The organism is Arthrobacter sp. D1-29, from assembly GCF_054130585.1.
In genome coordinates this window covers 2,646,249-2,672,690 of sequence record NZ_CP096383.1, presented here as the reverse complement: position 1 = coordinate 2,672,690, position 26,442 = coordinate 2,646,249, and the positions used below count along the sequence as shown (strand labels likewise).

Annotated in this window: 28 protein-coding genes; 13 read left to right on the top strand and 15 right to left on the bottom strand. The window is 63.9% G+C overall.

The annotated features are described in order from the left end of the window. Positions 1-56: 56 nt before the first annotated feature. A complete protein-coding gene (locus M1E17_RS12020) occupies positions 57-2,165 on the bottom strand; it encodes a beta-galactosidase (RefSeq protein WP_457962280.1) in 2,109 nt (702 codons plus the stop codon). 153 nt (positions 2,166-2,318) lie between these two features. Here M1E17_RS12020 and M1E17_RS12015 point away from each other — a divergent pair, with 153 nt between their 5' ends. From M1E17_RS12015 to M1E17_RS12005, 3 genes are all read left to right on the top strand, one after another. After that, positions 2,319-3,392, top strand: a complete 1,074-nt coding sequence (locus M1E17_RS12015) for a LacI family DNA-binding transcriptional regulator (RefSeq protein ID WP_457962279.1) — start codon at positions 2,319-2,321, stop codon at positions 3,390-3,392. 102 nt (positions 3,393-3,494) lie between these two features. Beyond that, complete coding sequence (locus M1E17_RS12010) at positions 3,495-3,863, top strand: nuclear transport factor 2 family protein (RefSeq protein ID WP_267275014.1); 369 nt, start codon at positions 3,495-3,497, stop codon at positions 3,861-3,863. 17 nt (positions 3,864-3,880) lie between these two features. After that, a complete protein-coding gene (locus M1E17_RS12005) occupies positions 3,881-4,282 on the top strand; it encodes a RidA family protein (RefSeq protein WP_457962278.1) in 402 nt (133 codons plus the stop codon). 28 nt (positions 4,283-4,310) lie between these two features. On the opposite strand, the gene M1E17_RS12000 is transcribed toward M1E17_RS12005, so the two are convergent. Further along, the gene (locus M1E17_RS12000; RefSeq protein WP_457962277.1) at positions 4,311-5,144 is read right to left on the bottom strand and encodes an alpha/beta fold hydrolase; all 834 of its coding nucleotides are present in this window, start codon (positions 5,142-5,144) and stop codon (positions 4,311-4,313) included. A 106-nt stretch (positions 5,145-5,250) separates the two neighbouring features. On the opposite strand from M1E17_RS12000, the gene M1E17_RS11995 reads away from it, so the two are divergent. The 3 genes from M1E17_RS11995 (at position 5,251) to M1E17_RS11985 (ending at position 7,701) form a co-directional block, all read left to right on the top strand. Beyond that, positions 5,251-5,874: a TetR/AcrR family transcriptional regulator gene (locus M1E17_RS11995; RefSeq protein WP_457962276.1), complete on the top strand. Its 624-nt coding sequence runs from the start codon at positions 5,251-5,253 to the stop codon at positions 5,872-5,874. 153 nt (positions 5,875-6,027) lie between these two features. Further along, on the top strand, positions 6,028-6,387 hold the full coding sequence (locus M1E17_RS11990) for a YciI family protein (RefSeq protein WP_457962275.1): 360 nt from the start codon (positions 6,028-6,030) through the stop codon (positions 6,385-6,387). Positions 6,388-6,408: 21 nt separating this feature from the next. Then, the gene (locus M1E17_RS11985; protein ID WP_457962274.1) at positions 6,409-7,701 is read left to right on the top strand and encodes an RNA polymerase sigma factor; all 1,293 of its coding nucleotides are present in this window, start codon (positions 6,409-6,411) and stop codon (positions 7,699-7,701) included. Here the strand turns inward: M1E17_RS11985 and M1E17_RS11980 are convergent. Beyond that, on the bottom strand, positions 7,691-8,947 hold the full coding sequence (locus M1E17_RS11980; RefSeq protein ID WP_457962273.1) for an FAD-dependent oxidoreductase: 1,257 nt from the start codon (positions 8,945-8,947) through the stop codon (positions 7,691-7,693). The genes M1E17_RS11985 and M1E17_RS11980 overlap by 11 nt on opposite strands. Further along, a complete protein-coding gene (locus tag M1E17_RS11975; RefSeq protein ID WP_457962272.1) occupies positions 8,940-10,268 on the bottom strand; it encodes an MFS transporter in 1,329 nt (442 codons plus the stop codon). The genes M1E17_RS11980 and M1E17_RS11975 overlap by 8 nt, the downstream gene beginning before the upstream one ends. 114 nt (positions 10,269-10,382) lie before the next feature. Here M1E17_RS11975 and M1E17_RS11970 point away from each other — a divergent pair, with 114 nt between their 5' ends. From M1E17_RS11970 to M1E17_RS11940, 7 genes are all read left to right on the top strand, one after another. Further along, positions 10,383-11,171: an IclR family transcriptional regulator gene (locus M1E17_RS11970; RefSeq protein ID WP_457967727.1), complete on the top strand. Its 789-nt coding sequence runs from the start codon at positions 10,383-10,385 to the stop codon at positions 11,169-11,171. Between the two features lie 111 nt (positions 11,172-11,282). Next, the gene (locus M1E17_RS11965) at positions 11,283-12,428 is read left to right on the top strand and encodes a cupin domain-containing protein (RefSeq protein ID WP_457962271.1); all 1,146 of its coding nucleotides are present in this window, start codon (positions 11,283-11,285) and stop codon (positions 12,426-12,428) included. Next, positions 12,425-13,279, top strand: coding sequence for a fumarylacetoacetate hydrolase family protein (locus tag M1E17_RS11960; RefSeq protein WP_457962270.1), 855 nt, complete (start codon positions 12,425-12,427; stop codon positions 13,277-13,279). The genes M1E17_RS11965 and M1E17_RS11960 overlap by 4 nt, the downstream gene beginning before the upstream one ends. Beyond that, the gene (locus M1E17_RS11955) at positions 13,279-14,046 is read left to right on the top strand and encodes a maleylpyruvate isomerase family mycothiol-dependent enzyme (protein ID WP_457962269.1); all 768 of its coding nucleotides are present in this window, start codon (positions 13,279-13,281) and stop codon (positions 14,044-14,046) included. The genes M1E17_RS11960 and M1E17_RS11955 overlap by 1 nt, the downstream gene beginning before the upstream one ends. 34 nt (positions 14,047-14,080) lie before the next feature. Next, entirely contained in the window at positions 14,081-14,503 is a 423-nt protein-coding gene (arfB, locus tag M1E17_RS11950; RefSeq protein WP_457962268.1) for an alternative ribosome rescue aminoacyl-tRNA hydrolase ArfB, read from the top strand. 105 nt (positions 14,504-14,608) lie between these two features. Beyond that, positions 14,609-15,205, top strand: coding sequence for a dihydrofolate reductase family protein (locus M1E17_RS11945; RefSeq protein ID WP_457962267.1), 597 nt, complete (start codon positions 14,609-14,611; stop codon positions 15,203-15,205). A 115-nt stretch (positions 15,206-15,320) separates the two neighbouring features. Beyond that, positions 15,321-15,965, top strand: a complete 645-nt coding sequence (locus M1E17_RS11940) for a GntR family transcriptional regulator (protein ID WP_457962266.1) — start codon at positions 15,321-15,323, stop codon at positions 15,963-15,965. A 48-nt stretch (positions 15,966-16,013) separates the two neighbouring features. Here M1E17_RS11940 and M1E17_RS11935 read toward each other — a convergent pair whose 3' ends face one another. From M1E17_RS11935 to M1E17_RS11885, 11 genes are all read right to left on the bottom strand, one after another. After that, entirely contained in the window at positions 16,014-16,649 is a 636-nt protein-coding gene (locus M1E17_RS11935) for a dihydrofolate reductase family protein (protein ID WP_457962265.1), read from the bottom strand. Between the two features lie 114 nt (positions 16,650-16,763). Then, positions 16,764-17,198: a DoxX family protein gene (locus tag M1E17_RS11930; RefSeq protein ID WP_457962264.1), complete on the bottom strand. Its 435-nt coding sequence runs from the start codon at positions 17,196-17,198 to the stop codon at positions 16,764-16,766. A 130-nt stretch (positions 17,199-17,328) separates the two neighbouring features. Further along, on the bottom strand, positions 17,329-18,501 hold the full coding sequence (locus M1E17_RS11925) for an ABC transporter permease (protein ID WP_457962263.1): 1,173 nt from the start codon (positions 18,499-18,501) through the stop codon (positions 17,329-17,331). Then, positions 18,498-20,105, bottom strand: a complete 1,608-nt coding sequence (locus M1E17_RS11920; protein ID WP_457962262.1) for a sugar ABC transporter ATP-binding protein — start codon at positions 20,103-20,105, stop codon at positions 18,498-18,500. Before M1E17_RS11920 ends, M1E17_RS11925 begins: the two co-directional genes overlap by 4 nt. Beyond that, on the bottom strand, positions 20,102-21,274 hold the full coding sequence (locus M1E17_RS11915; protein WP_457962261.1) for a sugar ABC transporter substrate-binding protein: 1,173 nt from the start codon (positions 21,272-21,274) through the stop codon (positions 20,102-20,104). Before M1E17_RS11915 ends, M1E17_RS11920 begins: the two co-directional genes overlap by 4 nt. A gap of 221 nt (positions 21,275-21,495) precedes the next feature. Further along, entirely contained in the window at positions 21,496-22,605 is a 1,110-nt protein-coding gene (locus M1E17_RS11910; RefSeq protein WP_457962260.1) for an alcohol dehydrogenase catalytic domain-containing protein, read from the bottom strand. Between the two features lie 36 nt (positions 22,606-22,641). Continuing rightward, positions 22,642-22,959 (bottom strand): 2Fe-2S iron-sulfur cluster-binding protein, encoded by a 318-nt coding sequence (locus tag M1E17_RS11905; RefSeq protein WP_457962259.1) that lies wholly within the window; start codon positions 22,957-22,959, stop codon positions 22,642-22,644. A gap of 48 nt (positions 22,960-23,007) precedes the next feature. Next, positions 23,008-24,237, bottom strand: a complete 1,230-nt coding sequence (locus tag M1E17_RS11900) for an NAD(P)/FAD-dependent oxidoreductase (RefSeq protein ID WP_457962258.1) — start codon at positions 24,235-24,237, stop codon at positions 23,008-23,010. A 2-nt stretch (positions 24,238-24,239) separates the two neighbouring features. Then, a complete protein-coding gene (locus tag M1E17_RS11895) occupies positions 24,240-24,797 on the bottom strand; it encodes a cupin domain-containing protein (protein WP_457962257.1) in 558 nt (185 codons plus the stop codon). Further along, positions 24,784-25,461 (bottom strand): 4-carboxy-4-hydroxy-2-oxoadipate aldolase/oxaloacetate decarboxylase, encoded by a 678-nt coding sequence (locus M1E17_RS11890; RefSeq protein WP_457962256.1) that lies wholly within the window; start codon positions 25,459-25,461, stop codon positions 24,784-24,786. The genes M1E17_RS11895 and M1E17_RS11890 overlap by 14 nt, the downstream gene beginning before the upstream one ends. Before the next feature lie 15 nt (positions 25,462-25,476). Further along, positions 25,477-26,412: an ABC transporter substrate-binding protein gene (locus M1E17_RS11885; protein WP_457962255.1), complete on the bottom strand. Its 936-nt coding sequence runs from the start codon at positions 26,410-26,412 to the stop codon at positions 25,477-25,479. Between the last annotated feature and the right edge of the window lie 30 nt (positions 26,413-26,442).

Here is a 26,442-nt window from a genome sequence, read left to right as displayed (position 1 = left end):
GTATTTGTTGATGCTGATGAATTGTTTCGGAGCGGCGTCCGGCTGAGCCGGACGCCTCACTGGCTGACGAAAGTTCGTGTTGACCATGGGCTCAGGGAAAGCTCTGCACCGGGTTCGTGGGCGGTACCGGTGACCACCTCGGTGACGCGTCCGGCGAGGGAGACCGTTTGACGGTCCCAGCCCCAGTTGAAGACAAACCACACCCGGCGCCCGTCCGGCAGCGAACCAGAGGATACGGTGATGGGCCGCTGGACTTCACCCACCAGCCGGGACTCCGGCGCCTCCGGGACGGCCCAGCGGATCAGCGACTTGGCGAGTCCCGGCGAGGGCACGCAACCAACCGCCGTCACCCTGCCTGCACCGTGGATCCGCGTGGTGACCGCGGGAAAGTCCCCGAACCGGGGGTGCTCATAGGAGGCCAGTGTCTCTGCCCCCTGCAGGATGAGCCCGTCCACCCACAGCCGGGCATACGACGCATCCTCGAGTTCAAGGCCGCTGCCGGCCGTGCCGCTTACCGGAACATCCCGCTCCAGGTTGGAGAATTCCTCGTACCGCACGCCGGCAGCCTCATGCAGGAAGTCAGGCGCGACGGCGACGCGGGCTCGCGCTTCCTCATCGGCATACCCTGTGCGGACGCCAAGGATGAGGTGGCCGCCCAGTTCGGCGTACTCCCGCAGCAGCACAAGTTCCTCGTCCGAGGCCACATAGACGCCTGCCGCCACCAGTACGGGGAACTGCTCGACCAGTTGCGCGGCGCCGAGCGCCGCTGCCTGGGCGAGATGGAGGACCCGGGACTGCCGGCCGGCGTCGATGACCCCGCGGTGGAACGAGTCAATGATGTGCTCGTAGGATTCTCCGTCCGGCTGGCTGCCGGCAGCAAAGGGCGGCATGAACTGTAAGGCAAACCGGCTGGGGTTCGACCACAGAATCGCGACGTCGGCGTCCGGCACGTAGCCGTCCAGCAGCGTTCCGATCTGGCCGAGTTCGGACCCCAGTTCGGACAGTTCCGCGTAGACCCGCCCGGGGACCAGGCTGTGGGGCAGGACTCCTCCCCAATAGGTTTCCGCCCCGTAAGGCAGAGTGTGCCAGTGCCAGTATTCGATCATCGCAGCACCCCGGGAGATGAAAGCGTAAGCCGCCTGCTTCAGTTGGCCCGGGTAGGGTGGCAGGTTTGTCTCGGCGGCACCTATGGCCTGGGCGTTGGTCTCTGTGACCAGGTAACGTCCCTGCTTGGCTCCGTAGAGCCGGTCAGCCTGCCTGAACAGACCCGCCACCCCCGTGGTGGTCCAGTAGTTGGGCTGGTCAAGTTCTTCGAGCCCGTCCAGGTGGTCCTGCATGCCGTAATAGGGGTTTCCGGCAGCAATATCGAGTCCATTGAAAAGCTGTTCGTCGTCCAGGCCGCGGCGCGGGAACTGCAAACACGTTGTGACAAACTGATCGCCCCGCCGATACTCGGAGACCAGGCCCGCCTGCCAGGTGATGAACTCCGTGGTGAGGTCCGCCTGGTAGCGCCGCCAGGCCAGATCGTACTGCGGGAAGGTGTTGCCGTCCGGCCGCCAGAGCTCGGCCCAGTCGGTGATCCGGTGCGACCAGTACGTCAGGCCCCATTCCCGGTTGAGGGTCTCAACGTCGCCGTACTGCTTCTTGATCCGCCGCACGAACCGTGTGAAGGCGCCGTGGTTATGGATGAGTTCCAGGCCGGGCTCGTTGTCTACCTGGAATCCAATAACCGCAGGGTGGCTGGCATGCCGTTCCATGACCCTGCGGATAACGCGTTCTGCATGGAAGAGGAATGCGGGGTGGGAGTAGTCCACTTCCTGCCGTGCGCCCCAGGGAATCCTGGTTCCGGTGCTTCGTTCGGCGGCGATTTCAGGATAGGCAGTCTGCAGCCATGGCGGGACAGCATAGGTGGGGGTACCCAGGATGACTTTGATGCCGCGTTCATGGGCGCCGTCCAAAACGGGGGCCAACCATTCGACGTCGAACTCTCCATCCTGCGGCTCCCACGAGGACCAGACTGACTCGCCCACCCGGATGACGGTAAACCCGGCATCCTTCATCAGGTCGAGATCCACTTTAAGCCGGTCGTTCATGTGGTATTCGGCGTAGTAGGCGGCACCAAAGAGGATGCCGTTGGGGACGTGGGCGGGGGCGGGCGAATCCATGTGGGTTGGTACTCCATTGGTTGGGGCGGAGACGGTCCTTGAATGTTAGCGCCAAATGTTACCGGAAACATAGACCTTGGAGCAGAAATGTTTCCGGTAAACTCGAGTGACGGGCAGAAGCCCTGATCGTTCAGTGATTTGGGGAAGGCCGGAATGGACAACGAGCGGGCTACACAAACGGTGGCTGCGGGCAGTGGGCCCGTTCCGCCGTCACCGGCGACCAGGCAGGCCACCATTTACGATGTCGCTGAAGCGGCAGGAGTTTCGCATCAGACGGTCAGCCGTTTCCTGCGCGGTTTCGAGGGCATCCGGCCTGAGACGAAACGGCGGGTGGTTGACGCCCTTGAGAAGCTCAACTACCGGCCCAACCTGTCGGCGCGCTCGCTGACAACAGGTCAGTCCCATCGGATCGGTGCCCTCACCCACGAGATCGCCCATTTCGGCCCAAGCAAGGTCCTGCAGGGCGCCAGTGCCGCGGCAAGGGAGGCCGGATACCTGCTCGATATCGTCACCCTGGATGTCAGCGACCGCCGTTCAATCGAAGAAGCACTGGCGCTGGTGATGCAACACGATCTTGCCGGTGTCCTGGCACTCGCCTCAACCGACGAGATGCGGGAGGCCTTCGAGAGAACCGAATTCCGCGTCCCCTCGTATATAGGTTCCGAGGAGGACGATGCCCTGACCGGCCGCCCCTCACAATTGACCACCATTGGTTTTCCGGCCCTCATCGGGTACCTGGCGTCCCTGGGCCACCGCCGGTTCCTTCACGTCGCAGGGCCCACCACGTTTCCTGCCGCCCGAAACCGCGCCCGGGCCTATGAGGCAGCGATCGCAGAACAGGGCCTCCGGTCCGAGGGAATCGTCTTTGGCGACTGGTCCGCCAGTTCCGGGTATGTGACAATCGCTGGAATGACCAGCACCCTCCAAGCCACGGCAGTGGTTTCTGCCAACGATCAAATGGCGCTCGGGGCCATGCTCGCCCTCTCCGAACGGGGACTCAGCGTCCCGGAAGACGTGAGCGTGACAGGGGTTGACGACATCCCCGAGGCCGCCTACTTCGCCCCGCCCCTCACCACGCTCCGCGTTGACTTTGCCGCCCAGGGGCGGACCGCTGTCCAGGAGCTTTTGGCGCAGGTCAACAGCACCCCGCCGCCGCCCGGTGATGTGCTGGCCTCTGAACTTGTCCCCCGTCGATCCACCGGGCCGGCGCCTGCATCGCTGCCGTAGCTGCCCAAACAGCAAACGGATTCTGCTTTGCTTCCACCCCTTGTCCGGGTTTGCCCGCACGCGTAACCTTTGAGCCACATTGTGGGGCAGGAAGGGTCCGTCATGGCGTCAACAGAATCAAACAAGGAAGCCGTGGCTCGGCTTTTCGAAGCTTTCCGGGCGGGTGACACGGAGGCTTTCGATCAGTTGATTGTGGACGACTACAAGCAGCACAATCCGCTGGCTGGCAACGGACTGCAAGCTGTCAAGGGCTTTTTCGCCCAGTTCGGGCCAGTCGACGTCGAAGTCCACCGCGTGATCGCCGAAGGCGACTTCGTTGCCGTGCATTCGCACTACCGGACGTTGAATTCCGCTGCTGTTGATATCTTCCGCTTCAACGAAGCGGGCAAGATCATTGAGCATTGGGACGTTCTCCAGGAAGTCCCCACGGCGACGGCGAGCGGGAACGACATGTTCTCGCAACTCACCTAGACTGCAGCTTCCACGGCATGACATCCATCCAGCGCATCCGTCCTGAAGGGCTTGTACCGAGCCCCGCCTTCAGCCACGTCGCCATTGTTCCGCCGGGCGCCACCACCATCTATGTCGGAGGCCAGAACGCCGTCGACGCCGATGGCTCCCTCGTCGGTGAGGGAGACGTTGCGGTGCAGTCTGCGCGCGCCCTGGCGAACGTCAAAACCGCGCTTGCCGCGGCCGGCGCAACGCTCAGCGACGTCGTCCAGTGGACGGTACTCTTTGTGGACGGCGCAGACCTCGCCGCGGGATATGGGGCGATAGCGCCGGAGCTGGCCTCCGACGAGCCGGCACTGGTCACCGCAGCCCGTGTAGCCGGGCTGGGGGTTCCAGGTGCGCTCGTGGAGATCAGCGCCGTCGCAGCCGTGATGCAGTAAGCGGCACCGTGCAGTCCCGCGGAAGAGCCTACTTGGCGAGGAAGGCCAGCAGTGCCTCGTTGACTTCCTCGGCATGGGTCCAGAGCAGGCCGTGCGGAGCCCCCTCAACCTCTACGTAGTCGGCTGTGGGCAGGGCCTTGTAGAACGGCCGCCCGGTTGCATCGATGGGCAGGATGTTGTCGGCGGTTCCATGCAGGATGAGCGCGGGAACGTCAATCTTGGCAATGTCAGCCCTGAAGTCTGTAGTCCAGGTGGGCACGGCCGCACTGGAGGCGTACCAGGAGGCGCCGGCGGCAACGTTCCAGCTGTTGCGCAGCGCCTCTTCCGACAGACGGGTTCCCAGGGTGTCGTCGGTGTTGTAGAAGCTCTTGTAGAAGTCTGCGAAGTAGGCGTAGCGGTCGGTGGTGACGGCGTCGAGGATCCCGTCGAATACTTCCTGCGGGACACCCTGGGGGTTGTCCCCGGTCTGCAGGAGGAATGGTTCCAGGGCGGCCAGGAAGGCTGCCTTGGCAATGCGGCCGGATCCGTACGTGCCAAGGTACCGGCCCACCTCGCCGGTTCCCATGGAGAAGCCCACCAAGACGACGTTGCTAAGATCAAGGGTTTCCAGGAGGACGTTCAGGTCAGCGGAGAACGTGTCATAGTCGTAACCCGTGGTGGGCTGGCTCGAGCGGCCAAAGCCCCGGCGGTCATAGGTGATGACACGGTACCCGGCGCTGAGCAGGGCCGCGCTCTGCTTTTCCCAGGAGTGGCCGTCGAGTGGGTACCCATGGATCAGCACAACCGGCTGTCCCGCTCCGTGGTCCTCGTAGTAGAGCTCGATGTCGGTGCTGTTTTCTGTTCCAACCGTAATGAAAGCCACGGGGTGATCCTTTCAGAAATGGAGAACGACCGTTCTCGGTGTTCTTGCTCTACTATAGAGAACGATCGTTATCCGCGCAAGTGAATCTGGGAAAGGAGGCATCCCGATGCCCAACCAGAGTGCTCCCCAGAGGAAGCAGCCCTCCGGCTCCGCTGAAGACGACGTCCTGCGCGGTGCTGCCCTTGACGCCGCGGACCGCCTCTTCTACGCGAAAGGCATCCAGGGCGTGGGCATGGATGAGCTTCGCAGCGCCTCGGGAATTTCGCTCAAGCGGCTCTACCGGCTTTTTCCCTCCAAGGATGCGATCGTGGAGCAGGTCCTGCTGGCCCGTCACCGAAAGTGGACCGAAGGCGTGGCCGCAGCGGTGGCCCGTGAGACGGAACCACGGGAGCGGCTCCTGGCCGTCTACGATTTTCTTGCCGAGTGGTTTATCCAGGAGGACTTCCGCGGGTGCGCCTTCATCAACTCCTTTGGGGAACTCGGCGGTACGTCTCCGCGCATTGCTGAAATCGTGAGGACCCACAAAGAGGACTTCCAGCAGTACCTTTCGGCGCTGGCCGCGGAGATCGGGGCACCACCGGCGCTGGCGCCCCAACTCGCCATCCTGGCCGAAGGGGCCCAGACGACTGCCGCCATCTCGGGCAGTGCCGAGCCGGCAAGGCAAGCGCGTGAGGCCGCCGAAGTGCTGATTGGCTCTGCACTGACCCGCGCGCAGGCGGCTTCAAACTGATGGCTGCGGGAATCCGGTTCCATGCGCTGCCGGGCGGTCGGCCGCCGTCGGACATTTTCTTCAGTTTTTTTCCGGACCGTGTAGAGAACCACCTGGCGGCTCCGACTTATCCATGAAGGCACCATCCGGTGCACCAAAACCAAGGAGCCAAAGATGAAATACATGATCATGATGTTCGGTTCGGCCGAAGGCATGATGGAGACTGCCGATCCGGCCTGGATCCAGGAAATGATCGGGTTCATGATCCAGATCGACAAGGATCTCACCGAATCCGGCGAACTGGTCTTCAATGCCGGTCTGGCCGACGGCAGCACCGCGAAAACCGTCAAACAGGCGGACGGCGGCGTGATCACCACTGACGGTCCCTACGCAGAGTCCAAGGAGTCGTTGATCGGGTACTGGGTGGTGGATGTGGCCAGCGAACAGCGGGCCATTGAGATCTGCTCCGGCATAGTCAAGTACGCCGGAACTGTGGAATTGAGGGCCGTTCAGGACGGGCCGCCGGACGTCTAGGGCCGCCGGCACGAACACGCCATGGAACGGGTACGCCTTCCGTTCGAGGACCTGCTGCGCACCCTCGCGCCGCAGGTCCTGGGCATGCTTGCCCGCCGCCACGGCCAGTTCGATGCGTGTGAGGACGCCGTCCAGGAAGCGCTCCTGGAAGCCTCCCTCAGATGGCCGCAGGATGGTGTTCCGGACAACCCCCGCAGCTGGCTGATGACGGTTGCCGGGCGGCGGCTGGTTGACCAGTGGCGCAGCGAGACCGCGCGGCGTCGCCGGGAGGAATCGTTTGCCCTGGCGACGTTCCCTTTGCAGGCGGGGCTGACTGTGACGGGTGCCGGGGAGCACGACGACGCGTTGGCGCCTGACGCCGATGACACCCTGACGCTCCTGTACTTGTGCTGCCACCCGGCGCTCTCTCCGCCGTCCCAACTGGCCCTGACGCTGCGGGCCGTGGGTGGCCTGACCACTGCGGAGATCGCCAGCGCCTTCCTGGTGCCCGAGGCCACCATGGCACAGCGGATCAGCCGGGCAAAGGGCAGCATCACCCGGGCGGGCGCCCGTTTCGAATCCCCCGCTCCCGAAGAGGCGATGGCGAGAACCGCCGTCGTACAGCAGGTTCTGTACCTGATTTTCAACGAAGGTTACGCCGCGAGTTCAGGGCCATCGCTGCAGCGCTCAGACCTGACCGGCGAGGCCACCCGGCTTGCCCGGCTGCTGCTGGACGTTACCCCGGCCGAATCTGCAGCAAGGGGAGAAACAGCCGGCCTCCTTGCCCTGATGCTGCTGACGGATGCCCGGCGGCAGGCCCGCACGCTGCCCGACGGCGCCCTGGTGCCGCTCGCTGAACAGGACCGGACCCTCTGGGATGCGGACCGGATCCGCGAAGGTGTCCTACTCCTGACCGGAACCTTGGGAAAATTTCCGGTAGGACCGTACCAACTGCAGGCGGCAGTAGCTGCCATCCATGACGAAGCTTTGACCGCCGCGGCTACCGACTGGCCCCAGATTCTGGCGCTTTACGACGTGCTGGAGCAGGTGGCACCCAGCCCGGTGGTGACTCTGAACCGGGCAGTCGCCGTCGCCATGGTCAAGGGACCCCTCGCCGGGTTGGCGGTGCTGGGGACAGTGGAAAACGATCCGCAGCTGGCCCGAAGTCACCGCCTGGATGCGGTGCGGGCGCACCTGCTGGAACTTTCCGGTGATACGGCGGCGGCCCGTGAGGCCTATCTCCGGGCTGCGGCCACAACTGCGAGCCTCCCCGAGCGCCGCTACCTCGCAGCACGGGCGGCCCGGCTGGGCCAGGTCCGCCAGGTCAGGCAGTAAGCCCGTTTGCCTGGCTGGACCGGGCCGCTTCAACAGCCGGAACTCCCTCGCCATCCTGGCCGTACAGCCAGTCGTTGTACTGGAAGTTGTTGTCCTTCCGGCTCTTGAAGAGCAGATTCCGGAGTGTCCTGGCCAGGCCGGAGACGTGCCAGGATTCGCCCCAGACGCGTGCGGTGCGCTGAATCCGGGCGGTACGGCCCGCGCGGATGGTGTTGAATTCCTTGATGGCGACGTCCCAGGCGGCCGGGTTGACGCCGTCTTCGGTGAAAACGCTGCCGGCGCTGACATCCTGGAGGACCGCTGCGTCTTCAAGAGCCTGGCAGGCCCCCTGGGCCAGATACTGCAGCATGGGGTGGGCGGCATCGCCCATCAGCACCATTCGGCCGGCAACCCAGTTTTCGATCGGGTCGCGATCGTACATGGGCCACCGCATGCCGGTGCCCAGGTTCTTCAACGCTGCCCGCACGGCCGGGACACAGTCCTTGTACGCAGCTTCGAGCTCGTCCACGCCCCCGTACTGCTCTTCGCCGCGCTCAAAGGAGGCGGACTTGAAAACTGCCACGGTGTTCAGCAGCTTGCCCTTGCGGAGCGGATACTGGACCAGGTGGCAGTCCGGTCCGAGGTAGACGATGACGTCCTCAAGGTCAGCCTGCGGCGTCTCTTCCGTGATCGGCACTGTGCCGCGGTAGGCCACGTAGGCCGAGGAGACCGGTTCGTCGGTTGCAACCAGCGGGCGCAGTGTGGATTTGAGTCCGTCTGCGCCGATCACCACGTCGGCCTCGTAGTCAACACCGGCGGCGGTGTGCGCCACTCCCCGTCCGTTCACGGTCTCCACGCTTTCGACCATCACATCGTTCACAAGCTTGACGCCGGCCGCCTCGCACCCTTCGAGCAGGACCCGGTGCAGGTCGCTACGGTGGATCACTATGTACGGTGCGCCGTAGCGTTCGGCGAATTCCCCACCCAGTGTCTGCCGGGTGAGTTCCTCACCGGTGATGGCATCGCGGAAGACCAGGTGCTTGGGCTGGACGCCGATTTCCAGCGCCTTTTCAAGCAGCCCCCACCGCTGCAGGACTCGGGAGGCGTTGGGGGCCATCTGCAGCCCTGCGCCTACTTCGCCGAACTCGGGCGCCCGCTCCACCAGCGTGACGTCGGCCCCATTTTCACGCAGCGCGAGGGCGCCGGCCAGGCTGGCCATTCCCCCTCCGATCACAAGGACATCAGTGGACGTGGCCTGCTCAGACATTGTTTGCTCCTGTTGGTGAGGGATGGATTGAGGGGGTGATAGCGAGCTTTGAAGTGAGTTTGAGACCGACGGCGGCCAGCAGGACCGCCGCGATTGCCGCTGCGCCGGCAAAGGCAAGGAAATTCGAATTGACGCCCAGCCCGGCGGCCAGCAGAAGGCCGCCAACCTGGGGTGCAGCCACCGCTCCGATGCGGCCTGTCCCCAGTGCCCAGCCGAGGGCCGTCCCCCGCAGATGTCCCGGATAGTGGCTTGCCACTGCCGCGATGATCAGGCACTGCGTGCCGTGGGTCCCGACGCCGGCGAGGACCAGCATCAGGTACACGATGGTGACGGACGGTCCTGTAACCAGGACCAGCAGCGCTCCGGCCGCAACTGCGGCCGCGGCGATCGCCGTCGGAATCGGTCCGAAGCGGGTGCCGGCCCAGGCAGTGATGACTGAGCCTGCCACCGCTCCCAGATTCAAGGCAAGGGCGAAGGTCAGGGCGGAACCGAGGTTGTAGCCGGCCAGCTGCATAAGGTTCGGCAGCCAGGTCCCCAGCCCGTACCAGGCGAAAAGTGTGGCGATGGTGGCCACGGCGAACAGTACGCTGATCCCCAGATAAGGTGCGCGGAGCAGTGACTTAAAGCCGGCAGGCCTGCTGACTGTGGTGCTGGCCCCATCCGCCGAACCCTGGTTGCCGACCGTTCCGGCGGCCAGTGTCTCAGGAAGGTACTTCAGTCCGAGCGGCACCACGATCACCAGGGCCAGCGCGGCAACAAGGAACATGGACTCCCAGCCGAAGGCCGGAATCATTTGGATGCCGACGACGGCGGCGATGGATCCGCCGATGGGGACACCGGACATCATCAGGGTGGCCACGATGGACCGCCATTTGCTGGGGACGAGTTCGGCCACCAGGGCATTTGCCGACGGCACCAGGCCGCCGAGCCCGATGCCGGCGAGGAGCCGCAGGATGCCGAAGATGGCGGCATTGGGCGCGAATGCGCAGAGGACGGTGAAGACCGAAAAGACAATGGCACACCCCAGGATGGTGCGGCGCCGGCCCCAGGAGTCGGCCATCCGGCCGGCGAAGATCGCTCCGATCATCATGCCCACGAAGGCCATGGACCCGATGGTTCCGGCCGTGGCCTTGCTGAGTCCCCATCCGGTTTCGGAGATCAGGGAGGACTGGACGGTGCCGTAGACGATCAGGTCATAGCCATCAAAGACCACCAACAGCCAGCAGACAAGGACGGCCGCAGCCGAGGCTTTGGTGAACTTTGTGGAGGACTGTTCTGGCGAGGTCCGTTGCGGCGCTGCAGCGGGAAGTGTGTGGTTCATTCCCCTACTGTCATGGCCAGCGGAGTTGGACCACCATAGAATTCTGATGTGCAGAAGAATCCTCCGGGGCAGCGGGCGGCCAAGCCGGCCCGTAAGCCAGCTCAGAAGAATCCAGTGCAAAAACGGCCGGCTTACTCCATCGAGGCGGTGGACAACGCGCTCCAGCTCCTCCAGCTGCTGCGCGACGGCGGGGCGCTTCGGCTCAAGGACGCCGCCATGGAACTGGGGGTTGCCCCCTCCACGGCCCACCGGCTCCTGGCCATGCTGGTCTACCGCGGGTTTGCCGTGCAGGATGAAAACCGGCGGTACGTCCCCGGCCCGGCCATGGGCGTCGGACCGGCGGGGCTGGGGTGGACCAGGCTCTTGCGCTCCCTCGCCCAGCCCCACATGGAGCTGCTCTCGGCGCAGCTCAACGAGACCGTCAACCTCATGGTGAGGGTGGGCACCAAAGTGCGTTTCCTGGCCACCGTGGAGGGAAACAACGTGTTACGTGTCGGTGACAGGCAGGGGACGGTCATGCCGGCCAACAGGACTTCTGGCGGCAAAGCCATGCTGGCAGAACTTGAAACCCCGTTGATCGGCCAGCTTTTTCGCAGCAATAACGCCGAAATCGGCGGGGACACCATCTCGGATGAGGAGTATCCGGCGTTCCTTCGCGAGCTGGAGACCATCCGCAGCAATGGCTTCGCCGCTAATTTCGAGGGCACTGAGGAAGGCGTGTGCGCCCTGGGGATGGCACTGCACAACCGCCACGGGCACGTGGTGGGGGCGCTGAGCGTTGCCACTCCCGCAACACGTTTTAGGAGGGTATTCGACGCCGGACTTGTTCCGGTCCTGCGTGAAAGCTGCCGGCAACTGGAGATCGACATAGCAGCGAACCCGGCCGAGCCCGACGCCGGCTGAAAGTACGTAGCTGCAAAAGATTCTGGTCAGCAGAATGTGCTGGGGTTTAGCTGGCCTGCGTCCATAGAGTCGGGGTACGCCAAGAACCGTTTCTGACCTCAGGAGGCCTGCGTGTCCATCAGCGCCGAGAACACGACCCATGAATCAGTTGCCGCAGGGCACTCTGTTCCGGAGCCCACGCCTGAGGAGGCTGCCCAGCTGGGGCAGTTGTACCGGGACTTTGATAAGGAGAACCTGATTCCGTTGTGGACCGAGATCGCGGACTTGATGCCGATGGTTCCGTCGCCGAAGGCGGTGCCGCATGTTTGGCGGTGGGACGATTTGTATCCGCTGGCTGCCCATGCCGGTGATCTGGTGCCCGTGGGCCGGGGCGGGGAGCGCCGTGCTATTGCCCTGGCCAACCCGGGCCTGGCTGGTACCCCCTACGCGACGCCCACGCTGTGGGCTGCGATCCAGTACCTTGGCGCCCGCGAAACTGCACCGGAGCACCGCCATTCGCAGAACGCTTTCCGCTTTGTGGTGGAGGGCGAGGGCGTCTGGACCGTGGTCAACGGTGACCCGGTCCGGATGTCCCGCGGCGATTTTCTGCTCACACCGGGCTGGAACTTCCACGGCCACCATAACGACACGGATCAGCCGATGGCCTGGATTGACGGCCTGGACATCCCGTTTGTGCACTACGCCGACGCCGGTTTCTTTGAGTTCGGCACCGAACGCGTCACCGACGAGGCCACTCCTGACATCTCCCGCTCGGAGCGGCTCTGGGCCCACCCCGGCCTGCGCCCGCTCTCCGGCCTGGATGACACCACCAGCTCCCCCATCGCCGCCTACCGCTGGGAACACACAGACAAGGCACTGGCCGAGCAGCTGCTCCTGGAAGACGAGGGCCACCCGGCCACCGTGTCCCAGGGCCATGCCGCCGTCCGCTTCACCAACCCGACCACCGGCGGGGACGTGATGCCCACCATCCGGGCCGAGTTCCACCGGCTCCGCGCCGGCGCCCTGACCGAAACCGTCCGCGAGGTTGGCTCCAGCGTCTGGCAGGTCTTCGAAGGCACCGGATCCGTGACTCTGAACGGCGAAACGAGGCAGCTGGCCAAGGGCGACCTGTTTGTGGTCCCGTCCTGGGCGGCCTGGTCGCTTCAGGCCGAGGCGGGGACAGACACAGACTTTGACTTGTTCCGTTTCAGTGACGCCCCCATTTTTGAGCGCCTGAGCTTTAACCGCACCTACATCGAAGGACGCAAGAACGCATGAGACTCCTCACCCTCCGCACCGAAAACGGCAGCAACGGCGCCGGCACCAAAACAACCAGTACTGTGGCGGTCCGCCAGGACGGCGGCACCCTCACAGAGATTGAGGGGTTCGTCGACGTCGGAGCCCTCCTGCAGGATCCCGCCTGGGAAACCACTGCGAAGGCAGCCAACGGCGCAACGCACACGCTGGACGGCGCGGACCTTGTCGCCGTCGTGCCTTCCCCAGGCAAGATCATCTGCGTGGGCCATAACTACCGCAACCACATCAAGGAAATGGGCCGGGAAGTCCCCGAGTACCCCACCCTGTTCGCCAAGTACGCCGAGTCCCTGATCGGGCCCAACGATGACCTGGCGCTGCCGCAGGAATCAGACGCGGTGGACTGGGAAGCTGAACTCGCCCTCATCATCGGCAAAACCGGCCGCCGCATCCCCGAGGCCGACGCCGCGAACCACATCGCCGGCTACGCGGTCCTGAACGACATCTCCATGCGCGACTACCAGTTCCGCACCATCCAATGGCTCCAAGGCAAAACCTGGGAAAAATCCACCCCGTTCGGCCCGGCCCTGGTCACCAAAGACGAATTCACCCCCGGCCCACTGATGACCTCCGCCGTCGACGGGGACATCCAGCAGAGCACCCCCACCTCGGACCTGGTCTTCACCCCCGAGTTCCTGGTCTCCTACATCTCCACCATCATCACCCTGAACCCCGGCGACGTGATCGCCACCGGCACCCCCGGCGGCGTAGGCCACGCACAGGACCCCAAAAAATACCTGCAGGAAGGCCAGCTCCTGGTCACCACCATCGAAGGCCTGGGCCAACTGAAAAACCGTGTGGTCAAGGAAGCCTGATGGTTGCCCGCACCGACCAAACCACGGACCCGGCGATCCTGGACGCGCTCCTCCAGGCCCGCCGCGGGACCGCGTTCTTCGCCCGGAAACTCAACGAGCTCTCCGACGCGGACCTCGACGGGCCCTCGCTGCTGCCGGGCTGGACCCGCCGCCACGTCACCGCGCACATCGGCTACAACGCCCGCGCCCTGGCCCGGCTCATCGAATGGGCGGCCACCGGGATCGAAACCCCCATGTACCCCTCCCCGGAAGCCCGCAACCAGGAGATCGCGTTCGGTGCCACCCTGTCCCCGATCGCGCTGCGGAACCTCTTTGACCACTCCGCCGTGCACCTGAACGTCGAATGGCGCGACCTCCCCGCCCACGCCTGGCACCACAAAGTCAAAACCGCCCAAGGCCGGATCGTCCCGGCAAGCGAAACGGTATGGATGCGCACCCGCGAAGTCTGGATTCACGCCGTCGACCTCGACAACGGCGCCACCTTCGCCGACATCCCCGCACCCGTCCTCACCAGGCTCCTCAAAGACATCACCAGCGCCTGGGCCACCCGCGGCACCGACGCCGGGCTGCGCATCAGTGTCACAGGCACTGACCAGCCCGAGCAGCCGCCGGTGCTTTATGGAGACGCGGCAGCCGAATCACCGGTGGAAATAGCCGGTCCCCTGGCGGCCGTCGTCGAATGGGCCGCAGGCCGCGGCAGCACGGGGGTGACCGCCTCGGGCCCGGGTACAACGGAAGGTACGCCAGCCGCCCCCGCCTGGATTTAGCGGCCAGTGGCCGATCTTGTGCAAGGCTGGTGTCATGGATCTGGAGGTGTCACCCGCGCTGACCATTCCTGCCTCGGAACTAGGATGGCGGTTTTCGCGTTCGTCCGGGCCGGGCGGTCAACACGTCAACACAACGGACAGCCGCGTAGAGCTCCTCTGGAATATCGGCGACTCTGCGGCGCTTACTGAGGGCCAACGCCTGATACTGCTCACGCGTCTCGGACAACGCCTCGTCGACGGCATCATCACCGTGACCGCCTCCGAGCAGCGCTCCCAGCTGCGAAACCGCGAGATCGCCATGAGCAAGCTCCTTGACATTGTGGCAGAAGGCCTTGCTCCGCCGGCGGCTCCTCGCCGGGCGACCAAACCAACCCGGGGCTCGAACCGCCGCCGCCTGGCCGCGAAGGAACAACGGGCGGCGACGAAGCGGCAACGAAAGCGGCCGTCTGCAGAGTAGCACCGCAAAAGTTCAGGGAACGGCGCTTCCAGCAGCACCGGAATGCCGTTAGGGTTGGCGGTACTCACCCGTGCCCGGAAAAACAAGCCACCCCGGTAGGACATCATGGACAGTGTCACGTGCGATCTCACCATTTCCCTCGATGGATACCTCGCCGGGCCCAATCAGAGCCAGGAAAACCCGCTGGGCGAAGGCGGCGAAGACCTGCACCGGTGGATGTTCGAAGAGCCCGAGGCGAACGCGGCGGAGATTGCGGGCATCCTCTCGTCCGGCGCCTACATCATGGGCCGCAACATGTTCGCCGGCCCCGGGCCGGGGCCATGGGGTAAGGACTGGCGCGGCTGGTGGGGTGAGGACCCGCCCTATCACGCCCCCGTGTTTGTCCTCACCCATCATCCCCGCCCTCCCCTGCAGATGCAGGGCGGCACCACCTTCCACTTCGTGGCCGACGGGATCGGATCGGCACTGGACCAGGCCCGGGAAGCAGCCGCTGGTAAGGACGTTGCCGTAGCGGGGGGCGCAGAAACTGTCCGCCAGTTCCTTTCGGCAGGGCTGATCGACGAGTTGCGGCTGCATATCGCACCGATCCTGCTCGGAGCGGGTGAGCGGCTGCTCGATGGCGTCCAAAACTTCAACGTGGAGCCCAGAGACGTTAGCGGGACCCGCCTGGTGACGCACGTCCGCTACCGGTCGATCCGCTAAGTCCTAAGTGGCTATAAACCTCCCCCACGCGCCCTCCAATCACGAAAGTCTACTGTCAACTGTTTACAGTTATGGTAGGGTGGATGGATCGAGGTTCGGGAAGGACGTGTGAGATATGAACAGTGGACCCGCCCTGAATGCCATGACCCGCCAGTCAACACCCGTTAAAATCGCGGATCAGTTGCGTGAGCGGATGATTGACGGGCACTTCGCCCCAGGCCAGCAGATTAATGAAGTGCTCGTGGCAGGCCAGCTCAATCTTTCGCGTGGTCCGCTCCGGGAAGCCCTGCAGCGCCTGAGCCAGGAGGGGTTGCTGGTCAGCAGGCCCAACCGCGGCGTGTTTGTGGTTCAGCTGACACAAGAGGACGTCGACGAGATCTACCGCGTGCGGGAGATCCTTGAACTTGGCGCCGCCGAAATCATCGCTGCCCAGCCGGCCCAGCAGAGAAGGCAGACGTCCCGGAAGCTTCTTGACATTGCCGTAAGGCTCTCAGAAGCTGCCGAGGCCGATGACTGGGCCCAGGTGTTCAGGTTGGACCTTGAGTTTCACACCACCCTGGTGGCGGAGTCCGGAAAATCACGTTTGCTCCGCGCCTACACCACACTGGCAACTGAATCTCTGATGTGCATGACCAATCTGGACCAGGCGTATCCCGCCCTGAGCAGCGTGAGTAACCACACCGTTATGGCCGAGCTGATCGCGACAGGCACGTTCCCGGAGATCCGGGATGCATTCCACAGGCACCTGTCTGTGGAATAAGGTCTCCTCTTACCTGACTTACCGAGACCTGACTTACCTGGAGCCGACTTATGTCGGACCGCTGCCCGGCGGACCGTTGAGCACGGTGGGAATGTACTCCAGCAGCTGGAGCCGGCCGTCAAAGGTCCGGCTCTCCACCATCTCCAGGGCAACGTCCGGATACCCGTCGTAGATCCGCTCCCGCCCGGTCTTCCCTGTGATCACAGGGAAGACAACCAACCGGAATCTGTCCACGAGGCCGGCACTCAGGAGCGAACGGCAGAGGCTCAAGCTGCCCAGGGTGCTCAGGGGGCCGGCAGCTGTCCGTTTCAGCTCCCTGACAGCCTGGACCGCGTCTCCGGTGACAAGGGTGGAGTTCGGCCATGTCAGCGGCGCCGGAAGGGAGGAGGAGAAGACAACCTTGGGGACGGCTGCAAGGCCTGTCAGGCTGGCTCCCTCATCCTCGGAAAATTCGGAGTCCTCCGCCGCGGCCTCCTCCGACATGTTGGACATCAGCCGGTATGTGTTGGCACCGAGCAGGAAGGTGTAGCCCTTCTCCCCCTCCTCCCCGAGCCACGCGAGGTACTCCGGGCCCTCCAGACCCCACCAGCCGGGCCATCCCTCAGCTGAGGCATACCCGTCCAGGGAGATGATCAGGTCCACCATCAGATCCGCTGAAGACCCTTCAGAAGTTGTCTCGCCCATAGCCGCCTCCTCGATCTAAACGGCGTCAGTCCGCTGTGGTGCCCGGCGCCCCGTGCCGGTCATGCTAAGCCCGGAGCGATCAGGCGTTCAAGGGCCCGTGGGTAAATCGAGGGTTCAGGCCAGGACGCTCAGCTTCGAGCCCCTGCCGCCGAAAAGTGTGGCATCCGCAGAGAAGCGGCCAGCGCCGGTCAGGACAATTGCCAGGGCCGCGGCGGCGAGGGCCAGGACGAATTCGAAACCGCCCTTCTCCACGAAGATGCCAGCCGGAGCGTGCACCACCACCAGGGCGCCGAGCATGTCCAGGACCAGGAGCGCGGCGAAAACCCGTGCCAGGACACCGGCAATCAGGGCGATCCCTCCCAGCAACTCGAGAGTGGCCACAACGGGTGCCACGATCTGGGCTGCAGGAACACCCATCTGGGCGAAAGCGGCCTGCGTGCCGGGGATAGTGAACTCGACGAATTTCTGCAGGCCATGGGCGGCGAAAATAAATCCGACGGCGGCGCGCAGGATGGTCAGGGCAGTGTTTGTCAGGGTGGACTGGTTCATGAGAATAATTCCGTTCGCTGGCTGTTGGAAGGCTGCCATCCCGCGGCAAGCGCCGCAACGTGGAGCCATTTATCTGAACTGAAACTCTGAAAAGTTCGGGCTGTTGGAGCGTTCCCCGCGGGTCTGGGGGCTAGCGGGCGGCCGCCTTCTCCTTCTTGCCCTTGCCGAACGGCAGGACCCGCCGGATGGCTGAGGTCCGCTTGGACGTCGCCTCCCATTGGGAGAGGCCGACGGCGGCGAGCAGCGCGACGCCGTTGAAAAGGTCGTTGATCCAGGGCGCGGCACCAATGAGCTGCAGGCCCTTGATCCCGGTGGCAAGCACGTAGACGGAGATCAGGGTGCCCCAGACGTTAAGGCGGCCCCCGCTGAACTGCGTGGAACCGAGGAACACGGCAGTCAGTGCCGGCAGCAGCAAGCTGGGGCCCACCGTCGGATCGCCGGTATTGATCCTGGACGTGAGCAGCACTCCGGCAACGGCTGCGATGGCACCGCCGGCCATCAGAGCACAGATCTGGATCCGTGCGACATTAACTCCCGCGAGCCTTGCCCCGTCCGGGTTATAGCCTGCTGCATACATGCGCCGGCCCACCGGCGTCCGCTCCAGGACGTACCAGACGACAAACGCCAGGACGATCATGATGTAGGCGGAGTTCGTTACCCCCAGGAACTTCCCTGTCGCCACCAGCCGGAAACCATCCTGAAGACCAGTAATCTGCTGGCTTGCCGAAAGCCACGCAAGGGCGGCGAGCAGGACTGAGCTCAGGCCCAGGGTTGCGATGAATGAGTCGATCTTGCCCTTGGTGATAAGGAGGCCTGAGACGAGCCCAACCAGCGCGCCCACAAGCAGGGCCAGCGGGATCGCTATTGCAAAGGGGATGCCTGCCTTCACCTGCAGGGTGGCGATGAGGATTCCGGCGAACCCGATTTCCGCGCCAATGGCGAGGTTGAAGGCGCCGGTCACCAGCGGGATGAGGACGGCGATGGCCGCGATAACAGTAATCGCCTGAGCGTCCAGCAAGGTGCGCCACACACCCGCCTGGAGAAAGGTCTGCGGCGTCACCAGCGAGAAGATCACAAAGATGGAGATGAAGATATAGATGGCGCTGATGTTCCGGAAGGAGAGCGCCTTCGCCCAGCCACCCGGTTTCAGGTCGCTCGGCTTCGTAGCGGCCGGCTTCATCCCGGCCGTGTCCGTACCTGCAGTGTTCCTCCCTGCAGTGCTCGTACCTGCAGTATTCATACCTCCGGAGGGGGCGGCGCTCGCCTCGCCCGCGGCGGTGCTGGGGGTTTCGATGGTGCTCATTGCTTTCCTTTGCTTATTTCACGTGCTCCGCCGGCAGCGGGCGCGGGCTCAGCCCCGGTGTCGGCGTCAGCGCCGGCGTCGGCCAATCCGTATCCCGCCAGCACCAGATCGGTCTCTGTCAGTCGGTCCCCGGACAGCTCGGCCGCCACTGTTCCGTGCCGCAGGACAAGGACCCTGTCACACAGCCGCACCAGTTCCTTGGCGTCCGAGGAGCACACCAGAACCGCGGCGCCCTGGCCTGCAGCGGTTTCGATGGCGGTGTAGATGGCCTGCTTCGCGCCGATGTCCACCCCTTGGGTCGGCTCCTCAAGGAGAAGAACCTGCGGCCGGTTGCGCAGCCATTTCGCCATCACGATTTTCTGCTGGTTACCGCCGCTGAACTGCGAAAACTTCTGCTCCAGCCGCGGCGGCCTGACGCCGAACTGCTCCATGAGCGCGGCGGTGTGGGCGCGCTCCTTCTTCCTCTTGATGCCGCCGAAGCGGCTCCGCAGGCTCGCCAGCTCCGGGAGGGTGATGTTCTCGCGGGCCGTCAGGGCGCGGACAGCACCAAAGCGGGCCCTGTCCCCCGCCACAAACGCCATCCCGCGGCGGATACTTTCCGCCGGCCGGCGCTTCCGGTACGGCTGCCCTCCCAGGATGTAGCTGTCAGCGGTTGAATCAATGGCCCCGAACATCAGGGCAGGAAGTGCCTCCCGGCCCGAGCCCAGGACACCGGCGACGCCAACCACTTCGCCGGCGCGGAGCGTGAGGTCCACAGACTCCACACCGGCCCCTCTGAGTCCCGATATTTCCAGGATCACGGCACCCTTCTCCCGGTTCGATTGCCGGGCCAGGGCAACGCCCTTCGCCACACCCGTGACATGGGCAATGAGCTGGTCATGGTCCAGGGTCTCCCGCTGCTCATCCGCGACTTTCCTGCCGTCGCGCAGGACGACGGCACGGTCCGCCATCTCCAGTACCTCGTCAAGCCGGTGGGAAATGAAGATGACCCCGGCGCCGTCTGCAGCCACACGCTTGACGGCGTCGAAGAGGATCTTGACTTCACTGGCGTGGAGCGCCTCGGTCGGCTCATCAAGAATGAGGACGTTGTGGCTGTGCTGCCAGCCGTCCAGCGCGCGGGCGATCGCAATGATCGCCCGCTGGGCCGGAGTCAGCCCGCTGATGGGCACGTCGACGTCGAACTCCTCACCGAACCGGCGAATCAGCTCAAGCGCCCGGGCACGCTCCTGCTTCCTGTTGAAGGGTGTCACCGCCGCCGCGCCTTTGTAGTGCGTCATGCCCAGGTTTTCGATGGCGTTGAGTTCTGAGACGAGGCCCAGGTCCTGGTGGATGATGTGCAGTTCGGTCTGCCGGCCCTCCGTGGCCGCCAATTCAACAGTTCCACCATCGGCGACGTACAGTCCCGCGAGAATCTTGACAAGGGTCGATTTGCCGGAGCCGTTGTGGCCCACTACCGCAACAACCTCGCCGCTGTGAAGGTCCAGGGACACGTCATCCAGGGCCCGCAGCGCGGGGAAGTCCTTGGTAACGCCCTGGACCCTCAGCAGGGGCCCGGAGCCACGGTCCATCAGGTCAGCTGGCGTGCCAGCAGTTACGTGATTCACTTGCCCCAGAGCTTCTTGAAGTCCTCCACCATGTTGGGGTAGGCAACGAAACCATGCGGGTACTCGCCGGCATTCTGCGCCGTGAGTACTCGCGACATGTGCTGGGTGGCGTTGGCCCAATCGTCGTAGGTCACGGTTTCACCCATGTGGCGGCGGAGTCCCTCGTCCATGAGCAGCCAGGCGTACATGTTGTAGTCGGCTGCGTAACCGGCGGACTGGAGTCCGCTGGCGATCTGCTCGACGTTCGGCGGGAGCGAGGAATGACCAATACCGGGAACGTTGATTCCGGCGAGCTCCTGCTTTGCCTTCAGCCCGATCTGCATCTGGTCTGCAACCGTCATGAAGTACTGCGTTTCCGGATGCGCCTGCAGGTCACTCACGATCGCGTCACCGGCAGTGGTGTCCATCGTGGCTACCGGGATCTCCGCCACGCGGAGCTTGCAGTCAGGGCACAGCGTCGGCAGGTACTCCCGGATCGCCTCAAGCTGCACCTGGGAGAACGTGAATTCAGGGACGTTATAGAACACGAATTCCGTGCCAGTGCCACAGGTAAAGTTCACTGCGCTGGCAGCAAGAACCTTGCCGTTCTCGATCGAAGCGCCGCGGCCGGAGAATGAGTCGAGCAGGCCAAAGTCCTCCGCGTTGGTAGACCCGGCGTACACAATGGTTGTGCCGGCTGCCTCAAGGGCCTTGAGCTGGTCCTGGAAGAACGTGGCATCCGTGGCGGCCGCCACCAGGATGTCAGGAGCTGTTTCAACAACCGAGCTGAGCGCCGTGTTAATGCTTTGGGCATTCGTCCCGGTGGCTACCCGCTGCATGGTCACGCCGGCCGTCTTGCCTGCTGCCTCCATGAACCCCCAGATAAGTCCCGAGACAGCTGAGCCATTGTCCAGGTAGGCGACGGTAGTGCCGGGGTTGATGGGCTGCGGCAGCGGCTGGGTCACAAGCAGCCCGGTTGCCTTCTGCTCGAACGGCTTGAGGAATGCCTGCGCAGCGTCGAAATCGACTCCCGCCAGCGGAGGTGCGGCACAATTGTCGCTTGCGTCACGGTAGGTGACTTCCGCCGTCGGGCCGTCACTGCCGGCGTCCGTGGCGCAGCCTGCGGCGGCAAGTGAGATGGAGGCGATGACTGCGGCGGAGCTCAAGGCGCGTTTAATGCGTCGTTGCATAATGATGCTCGCTTTCTGGTGACTTCTTTGTCGTACCGTCCGGCAGGAGGTGCCGGGACGATGGGTCTTTGCTGAGCTGTGGGGGTTGTGTCGCTGTACGGCTTTTCTATAGATACCGCTGAGACTTCAGATACTAAATGGTATCTCAGGTCACATGATGGGTCAATGGATATCTGCCCATTGGCAGCTGTTTGTTAGATACGTGCTGCCCACAGGGATGTTCAGATTTCGACGAGGTAGCTGGTAAAACCGCCGTCACCACTGGCGACCCCTGAGATGGCTTCATTGATGTCATCCAATGGCCAACTCTTAGGGGTCAGTACAGAGATGTCGATAGTCCCGTTACGCAACAACTCCGCAAGTTCGATCGCCTCAGCCGACGTGAACCAGACCGAGCCAAGGAGTTCCATCTGTTCGTCCATCCACCACTTCACGTCAATGCTGAGGTCGCCAGCGGTTCCGCCGATGTTGATGATGCGTCCACCGCGGCGTACCCCATGCATGGCATCCTTGAGCGAGTCGAGCGAGGCAACGGCACCGAGGGTATCCACCATCAAATCCGCTCCGGCTCCCCCGGTCCTGGACCTGACCCAGGTTGCGGTGCTGCCTTCGGTGTTGGAGAAGATCTCGATGCGCTCCGGGGCAAGGGCCTGGAGCCTCTCCAGCAAGGGCAGTCCCCTGGCAACTGCGTAGATGCGGGAAATGCCAAGTGCCAGGGCCACCAAGGTGACACCGACTCCGAGCGTTCCCGACGCGCCGTTGATGATGAGGGATTTTCCGGCCAGCGGGCCCATCTTCTTGACTGCGGCGTAGGACGTTCCCAGGTAACCCATCCGGGTTGCCTGGCGGAACTCTATGTTGTCCGGAAGTTTCACGATGGCGGTCTGGGGAGCCCGCATGTATTCGCAGAAGCCGCCGTGGGGATAGCGCTTGAACATCTCAAGGCTGTTGGGGTTGTAGCCGAAGTACCCGTTCAACGTCCAGTAGTCGCATTTTTGCGGTGTCCCGGCGGCACAGGACTGGCATGCCCCGCACGAACGCCCCGGATTGACATAGACCCGGTCTCCGGGCTTCACGTTGAGCACCATCTCCCCGACCTCATGCACGATGCCCACCGGGTCGAGCCCGAAGATCGCGGGACGGGGCGGAAGCGGCATCTGCGGGTACCAGGTTTCCCAATTCGCCAGGACGTTGCCCAGATTGGGCACCATTCCGCATCCCTTGACTTCAACCACTACGTCTGTGCCGGTTGCCCTGGGCCGTTCGACGTCCTCAATGACCATCTTTTCGCCGACGGCGTGGAGCCGCGCGGCACGCATTACTTGCTGCATAATTCCTCTTTCAGGTTCAGCTGGACGCTGGATGGGTCAGTCCTCAGGTGCTACGGTGACCCGCATGCCGCTCAGGGGTGTGTCAAAGACCAGTTGGCAGGACAGCCGGGAATAGGACGTCAGGCAGTCCGAGGCGTCGAGGAGGTCTTCCTCGTCCCGGGACTTTTCGGGCAGTTCGGCACCGGCGGGCAGGCTCTGCACGTAGACGTGGCAGGTGGCGCACGACAGCGCGCCGCCACAAATGGCCTCAAGTTCCTCGATGCCGGCGTTGCGGATATTCTGCATCAGCGAAATGCCAGTGCGGGCCTCTATGGTGTGGTCGACGTCGTCCCGGGTAGTAACAGTGAATTCCATGACTTTTCCTCCTTCTGTGTGAATTGCAACCTGCGCTCATGCGGCAGGTCAGATGGCAGCGGCCATCTCTTTGAGTGGTTTCCCTTTGTCCGCAAGGATGGCGGGATCGATGCGTGAGCGCGCTTCGACAAGCTTGCGTCCCTGCATGTAGTCCTTCGTGGCGTTGATGCAGTCCAGCGCAATGACGGCGCCCTGTTTCAGGTAGATCAGCGAGAAGCTCCGGCTTTCCGGGTCACCGCGCAATACCGTCTGGTCATAGCCGAGGCTCAGGCCAATGGTCTTGAGCCGCAGATCGTACTGGTTTGACCAGAACCACGGGAGCAGATCCAGGGGTTCAGCCTGGCCGCTGATCGCTTTGGCCGCGGTTTGCGCCTGCTCGGTGGCGTTTTGCCTGGATTCAATGCGGATGCCGGGTCCGCTGCTCAAGACTGCGCAATCACCAATGCAATAAATATCGGCCACTGAGGTGCGGCAGTGGTCGTCAACAAGCACACCGGTGGCACCCGCTGTTGCCTCCGCCCCTGCGAGGACAAGGGGCTGGATTGCCGGAACAATCCCAATTCCCACGATGACCTGGTCAGCGTCAATGACCCGTCCATCAATAAGGCGGACACCACTCACGGCACCATTGCGGCCCACGATTTCCGACACACCCGTTCCAAGGTGGATGTCCACGCCGCGGCTGCGGTGCTCAGCCTCATAGAACCGGGACACAGGTTCCGCAGCCACCCGGGCCAGAAAACGGTCAAGGGCTTCGATGATCACCACCTCCTTGCCGAGCTCCCGGAGGACGGCAGCAGCCTCCAGCCCGATGAAACCGCCGCCAATGACTGCGATGCGCCGGCTTTCGGGAAGTACGGCCATCAGCCGGTCACAGTCAGCCAGATCCCGGATCGCGTGGATGCCTTCAAGGTCATGACCGGGGCAAGTGAGAGTGCGCGGGCTGCCCCCGGTGGCCCAGACCAGGACGCCATAACCCATCTCGTTGCCGTCTTCACAGGTCACGGTCTTGCCGGGAGCATCGATCCCGATCACCTGCCGCCCGAGGCGGACGGAGACGTTGTGCTGGCCCCAAAAGTCCGACGGCCGCAGGAGAAGCTGGTCGAAGGTCTTTTTGCCGGCGAGATATTCCTTTGACAGCGCCGGACGCTCGTAAGGGAGCACGGTCTCGTTGCCCACCAGGCCGATTGTTCCCGCGAATCCTGTTTGGCGAAGGGTAATTGCGGCCTCTGCCCCGGCATGTCCCGCCCCAATAATGAGGCAATCAAAACGTTCCATCGTCATTTCCGCTCACCGCCGATCAGTACAAAAAGCATCTTCGCGGTGCGGTCGCCGGCGTTCCGCCAGGCGTGCCTGGTGCCGCACTGAACCACCACATCGTCCGTCCGCAGGTGCGTCCGGTCTCCTTCGTCCAGCTCAAGCCAGATTTCGCCGTCGAGGACGACGCCGTAGTCCACCGTCTCGCTCCTGTGCATTCCGGGGGCGTCCTGTTCGAACAGTTCGGCCAGGCCAGGGATGAATTCCCGCTGTTCGGCATCGGCGGCGACGGGATCAAACCCGGGCAGGGCCAGCGAGGAATCCGGCGGAAAGGTCACGATCATCAGCCGGGTCTCGCCAGGTGGCGGAGGCACGTGCATCCGCAACGGCGCGGTCTCCACCTCCTGCTGGGGAAGCCTTGGTGAGGCGGCGGTCGCGTAGAGGACGGAGGTCATCATGCCCGGGATGGACGTGTAGTGGTGGGCATTGGGAACAGGGCCGTCGCTGACGACGACGGATCTGCCGTTCCTGACGCCGGTCACCACCCGGCGTGGGACAGCGGGCGCATCAGGCTTGCTCATGGAAAAGGCCTTTCTCTTTTAGTCGGGGCCGCATGTCGTTGACGTCCAGGCTCAGGTGGCCGGCCTCATAGAGCTGCCGCTTCTCTTCCTCCATCGCGGCGCGGGCGCGGGCCTTCCCAAGCACCGCGGCTGCGCTGCCCTGCGGCACTACGCAGATGCCGTCGTCGTCAGCGATCACCACGTCTCCCGGGGTGATCAGGGCGCCGCCGCAAACAATGGGCACCTGAACGTCGGCGAGCGTTTCCTTCACTGTTCCCTGGGCGCTGACTGCCTTGCTCCAGACAGGAAATCCCATGGCGCGCAACTGGGCCACGTCGCGAACTCCCGCGTCGATGACCAGTCCCCGGATGCCCCTGGCCATCGCCGAGGTGGCGAGGAGATCCCCGAAATAGCCGTCATCGCAGGGGGACGTCGGTGTCACCACCAGGATGTCTCCCGGCTGCGCCTGCTCCAGGGCGACGTGGATCATCCAGTTGTCTCCCGGTGCCACCTCGCAGGTCAGTGCCGGCCCCGCAATGGTTGTTCCTGACTGCCGGGGGCGCAGCCGGGCGCCCAGCAGCCCGGTCCGGTTCTGTGCTTCATGCGCGGTGGCCACACCGAGGGCGGCGAATCCTTCGCAGATCCCGGCCCCGGTCCGCTTGGTTTCTGTCACTACTTTTGCCATGACGTTTCCCTTCCTTTAGGCAGTCGTCGGCGTCGGTGCGGTGAGCTGCCGGACAAAGCCGGGATCGAACGCGCCTTCCGCTGTGGTTCGGTGTTCGGACCCCAGCAACCCGACGCGGATCATCAGGTCAAAGGTGGCCTGCAGCGCAGTGGGCAGGATGTGGAGATTGCCCGGCCACATCCCCATGTCACGGGTGTAAGCGAGTCCCTTGGTGGCCAGTTCCACGTCTCCGGGTGTCGTCAGCCGCTGATAAATCGGCAGGGTGACGGCATCGTTGGAGGGATCATTGACGAAGTCGTGGGCCTCGGCCAGCGCTGCCACGAGCTTGCCCACCGTCTCCGGGTTCGCAGAGACCCAGCCGGCATTGCCGATGAGGGCCGCGAACACAAGCTCAGGGATCACGTCATTCGTCTCGCAGATCAGGCGGTACCCCTCGCGTTCGGCAAGGAAGTTCCATGGAGCAGGCTGGGGTGCGGCATCGATCTCGCCGTTCCTCAGCGCCGTCCACCTGGTGGTATGAACACCGGCAAGGACAAAGTCATAGTCAGCCGGGTAGCTCAGGCCCTCCTGCTGAAGCATCATCTGCGTGTAGATTGCGGTTCCCTCGGTCAGGGAAGATGTTCCAATCCGCTTCCCGCGCAAGTCCTGGATGCCGGCGATGTCCGGCCGTGCCACCAGCGACATCGGAAGGCGGACGGCGTTGGCGCCGATGATCCGAAGGTTGCCGCCGGAGACGTAGTCCGCGATGGCCCCTTCCGGCGGGGTGATGGCAAGGTCTGCTGTGCCTTCACGCACTGCGGTGGTCGCCTTGTCCACGGATCCAAGCTTCAGATATTCGATCGTCAGCCCGTTCCGTTCGAACAGGCCCTGCTCTTCAGCGACAAATACGGGAAGCCAGTTGAAGCCCTGGGCACCTCCCGCAAGGCGCACTTGAGTCAAAGATGTTGTCATGGTGAGAACTCCTATGTTCCGGAAAGTTGG

Coding starts and splice junctions, on each gene's coding strand:
- M1E17_RS11945 (WP_457962267.1), top strand. CDS start 14,609: ATGGACAGTGTCACGTGCGATCTCACCATTTCCCTCGATGGATACCTC.
- M1E17_RS11935 (WP_457962265.1), bottom strand. CDS start 16,649: ATGGGCGAGACAACTTCTGAAGGGTCTTCAGCGGATCTGATGGTGGAC.
- M1E17_RS11905 (WP_457962259.1), bottom strand. CDS start 22,959: ATGGAATTCACTGTTACTACCCGGGACGACGTCGACCACACCATAGAG.
- arfB (WP_457962268.1), top strand. CDS start 14,081: ATGGATCTGGAGGTGTCACCCGCGCTGACCATTCCTGCCTCGGAACTA.
- M1E17_RS11925 (WP_457962263.1), bottom strand. CDS start 18,501: ATGAGCACCATCGAAACCCCCAGCACCGCCGCGGGCGAGGCGAGCGCC.
- M1E17_RS11895 (WP_457962257.1), bottom strand. CDS start 24,797: ATGAGCAAGCCTGATGCGCCCGCTGTCCCACGCCGGGTGGTGACCGGC.
- M1E17_RS11990 (WP_457962275.1), top strand. CDS start 6,028: ATGAAATACATGATCATGATGTTCGGTTCGGCCGAAGGCATGATGGAG.
- M1E17_RS11955 (WP_457962269.1), top strand. CDS start 13,279: ATGGTTGCCCGCACCGACCAAACCACGGACCCGGCGATCCTGGACGCG.
- M1E17_RS11910 (WP_457962260.1), bottom strand. CDS start 22,605: ATGCAGCAAGTAATGCGTGCCGCGCGGCTCCACGCCGTCGGCGAAAAG.
- M1E17_RS11900 (WP_457962258.1), bottom strand. CDS start 24,237: ATGGAACGTTTTGATTGCCTCATTATTGGGGCGGGACATGCCGGGGCA.
- M1E17_RS11930 (WP_457962264.1), bottom strand. CDS start 17,198: ATGAACCAGTCCACCCTGACAAACACTGCCCTGACCATCCTGCGCGCC.
- M1E17_RS11975 (WP_457962272.1), bottom strand. CDS start 10,268: ATGAACCACACACTTCCCGCTGCAGCGCCGCAACGGACCTCGCCAGAA.
- M1E17_RS12020 (WP_457962280.1), bottom strand. CDS start 2,165: ATGGATTCGCCCGCCCCCGCCCACGTCCCCAACGGCATCCTCTTTGGT.
- M1E17_RS11985 (WP_457962274.1), top strand. CDS start 6,409: ATGGAACGGGTACGCCTTCCGTTCGAGGACCTGCTGCGCACCCTCGCG.
- M1E17_RS11885 (WP_457962255.1), bottom strand. CDS start 26,412: ATGACAACATCTTTGACTCAAGTGCGCCTTGCGGGAGGTGCCCAGGGC.
- M1E17_RS12015 (WP_457962279.1), top strand. CDS start 2,319: ATGGACAACGAGCGGGCTACACAAACGGTGGCTGCGGGCAGTGGGCCC.
- M1E17_RS11960 (WP_457962270.1), top strand. CDS start 12,425: ATGAGACTCCTCACCCTCCGCACCGAAAACGGCAGCAACGGCGCCGGC.
- M1E17_RS11890 (WP_457962256.1), bottom strand. CDS start 25,461: ATGGCAAAAGTAGTGACAGAAACCAAGCGGACCGGGGCCGGGATCTGC.
- M1E17_RS11915 (WP_457962261.1), bottom strand. CDS start 21,274: ATGCAACGACGCATTAAACGCGCCTTGAGCTCCGCCGCAGTCATCGCC.
- M1E17_RS12005 (WP_457962278.1), top strand. CDS start 3,881: ATGACATCCATCCAGCGCATCCGTCCTGAAGGGCTTGTACCGAGCCCC.
- M1E17_RS12010 (WP_267275014.1), top strand. CDS start 3,495: ATGGCGTCAACAGAATCAAACAAGGAAGCCGTGGCTCGGCTTTTCGAA.
- M1E17_RS11995 (WP_457962276.1), top strand. CDS start 5,251: ATGCCCAACCAGAGTGCTCCCCAGAGGAAGCAGCCCTCCGGCTCCGCT.
- M1E17_RS11940 (WP_457962266.1), top strand. CDS start 15,321: ATGAACAGTGGACCCGCCCTGAATGCCATGACCCGCCAGTCAACACCC.
- M1E17_RS11980 (WP_457962273.1), bottom strand. CDS start 8,947: ATGTCTGAGCAGGCCACGTCCACTGATGTCCTTGTGATCGGAGGGGGA.